Source organism: Rhizobacter sp. P3_B12 (genome assembly GCF_056402895.1).
Genome location: NZ_JBFUGN010001097.1, coordinates 1 through 1,918, shown reverse-complemented (window position 1 = coordinate 1,918; position 1,918 = coordinate 1). Strand labels below are relative to the sequence as shown.

Genomic DNA, 1,918 nt, shown 5'->3' with positions numbered 1-1,918 from the left:
GTGCTGGCGCATCACCCGGCCGCGGCCACGCTGCCGCGCGCCGGCATCGTGCACCGGCTCGACAAGGACACCTCGGGGTTGATGGTGATCGGCAAGACCCTGCCGTCGGTGACCGCGCTGGTGCGCGCCATCGCCGCCCGCGAGGTGCAGCGCGAGTACCAGGCGCTGGCGCACGGGCGGGTGCCGGCGCAGCCGTTCCGCATCGACGCGCCGCTCGCGCGCGACCCGCAATCGCGCGTCAAGATGGCCGTGGTCGGCGGCGGCAAGCCGGCACAGACCGACGTGACCCGGGTGGCGCTCGCGGAGTTCGACGAAGGCGCGGTGAGCGCGGTGCGCTGCAAGCTGCACACCGGGCGCACCCACCAGATCCGCGTGCACCTGGCCACGCGCGGCCACACGCTGCTGTCCGACGCGCTGTACGGCGGGCGCCCGGGCCTGGGGCTGACCCGGCAGGCGCTGCATGCGGCTCGCCTCGGTTTCGCGCACCCGGTGGACGGCCGGCCGATGCAGTTCGAGGCGGCCCCGCCTGCCGATCTGGCGCAGGCCTGGCAGCGGGTGATCGAGGCCTCCGAGAAAGCCCCGTGACAGGGTCATCCGAGGGCCTATACAATGGCGCACAATCGCTGCCACCCAGGGAGCGATGATGCGAACTGCAGCGCCGACGTGAATGGCGCGCAGACTGGTTCTCAGCGCCAAGCCGTCAAGACGGCGCTCCGAACCAGACGCTCCACACTCGACAGCCTTTGCCAACCCAGCGACAACCCGGTGCGTCCACCGGCACGCCGCGGGATTCGAGCGAAGGCCGATGCGAGCGGAGCCAGCCCCCTGAATGCCTGCCGGCCGAGCCGGCTGAGGATGTGAACGAACGTCAATGAACACACAGGATGCAAAGCGCGTCCTTGAGACCGCGCTCATCTGCGCCCAGCAGCCGATGCCCATGCGTGACATGCGCGCGCTGTTTGCCGACGAACTCGGCCCCGACACCCTGCGTGCCCTGCTCGACGAGCTGATGCGCGACTGGGAGGAGCGCGGGGTCGAGCTGGTGGCGCTGGCCCATGGCTGGCGCTTCCAGAGCCGCCCGGAGATGCGCGAATACCTCGACCGGCTGAACCCGGAGAAGCCGCCGAAGTACTCGCGGGCCGTGATGGAAACGCTCGCGATCATCGCGTACCGCCAGCCGGTCACGCGTGGCGACATCGAGGACATCCGCGGCGTCACCGTCAGCAGCCAGATCGTCAAGCAGCTCGAGGACCGCGGCTGGATCGACGCGATCGGCTACCGCGAGGCCCCGGGCCGCCCGGCGCTGTACGCGACGACGAAGCAGTTCCTCGACGACCTCGGGCTGGCCAGCCTGGAGCAGTTGCCGATGCTGCAGAGCTCGACGCTGAACCCCGGGGCGATGGCCGAGGCGCTGGCCGGCCAGCCGTCGCTGCTGGAGCCGGAGCAGGGCGCGCTGCCGCTCGACGGCGAACTGGCGATCGAGGTGTCGCTCGACGCGCCCGTCGAAGAACCCCCTGTCGAAGCTCCTGTCGAATCCCCCACCGAATCCCCTGTCGAATCCCTCGCCGAACCGGTCGCCGACCTGGCGGCCGTTCCCCCCACCCCTTCCCATTCCGAGCCAGCGGCAGATGCCGCCCCCGAGGACACACCGCATGAACCAAGCTGACGACTCTTCGACGACCCTGCCTCCCGACGCCGAAGGCGGCGAGGCCTCGGCCGCGAAGCCCAAGCGTCGCCGCACGACCAAGGCCGCGGCCACCGACGCACCGGCGACGGCTGCCGAGGCCGCACCGGCGGAAGCTGCTGCGGGTGATGCCGCCGAGGCCGCACCGAAGCCGGCACGCAAGCGCAAGTCGGCAGTGAAGGTCGAGGCCGATGCCGATGCGGGTACCGAGCCCGCCGCCGCGGCCCCGGTGGC

At 71.4% G+C, this 1,918-nt stretch carries 2 protein-coding genes and 1 pseudogene; all 3 read left to right on the top strand.

What is annotated here, in order from left to right; genetic code table 11:
* The coding region (locus AC1D01_RS32530; protein WP_477873627.1) for an RluA family pseudouridine synthase at window positions 1–585 on the top strand (585 nt) is incomplete at its 5' end.
* Window positions 586–937: 352 nt separating this feature from the next.
* Window positions 938–1,666 carry an SMC-Scp complex subunit ScpB gene (gene scpB / locus AC1D01_RS32525; RefSeq protein ID WP_477873626.1) on the top strand — a complete coding sequence of 243 codons (729 nt, stop codon included), beginning with the start codon at window positions 938–940 and terminating at the stop codon, window positions 1,664–1,666.
* Window positions 1,653–1,918 (top strand): annotated as a pseudogene (locus tag AC1D01_RS32520) (hypothetical protein); the annotation flags it as partial. The gene scpB and the pseudogene AC1D01_RS32520, both read left to right, overlap by 14 nt.

Coding starts and splice junctions, on each gene's coding strand:
- scpB (WP_477873626.1), top strand. CDS start 938: ATGCGTGACATGCGCGCGCTGTTTGCCGACGAACTCGGCCCCGACACC.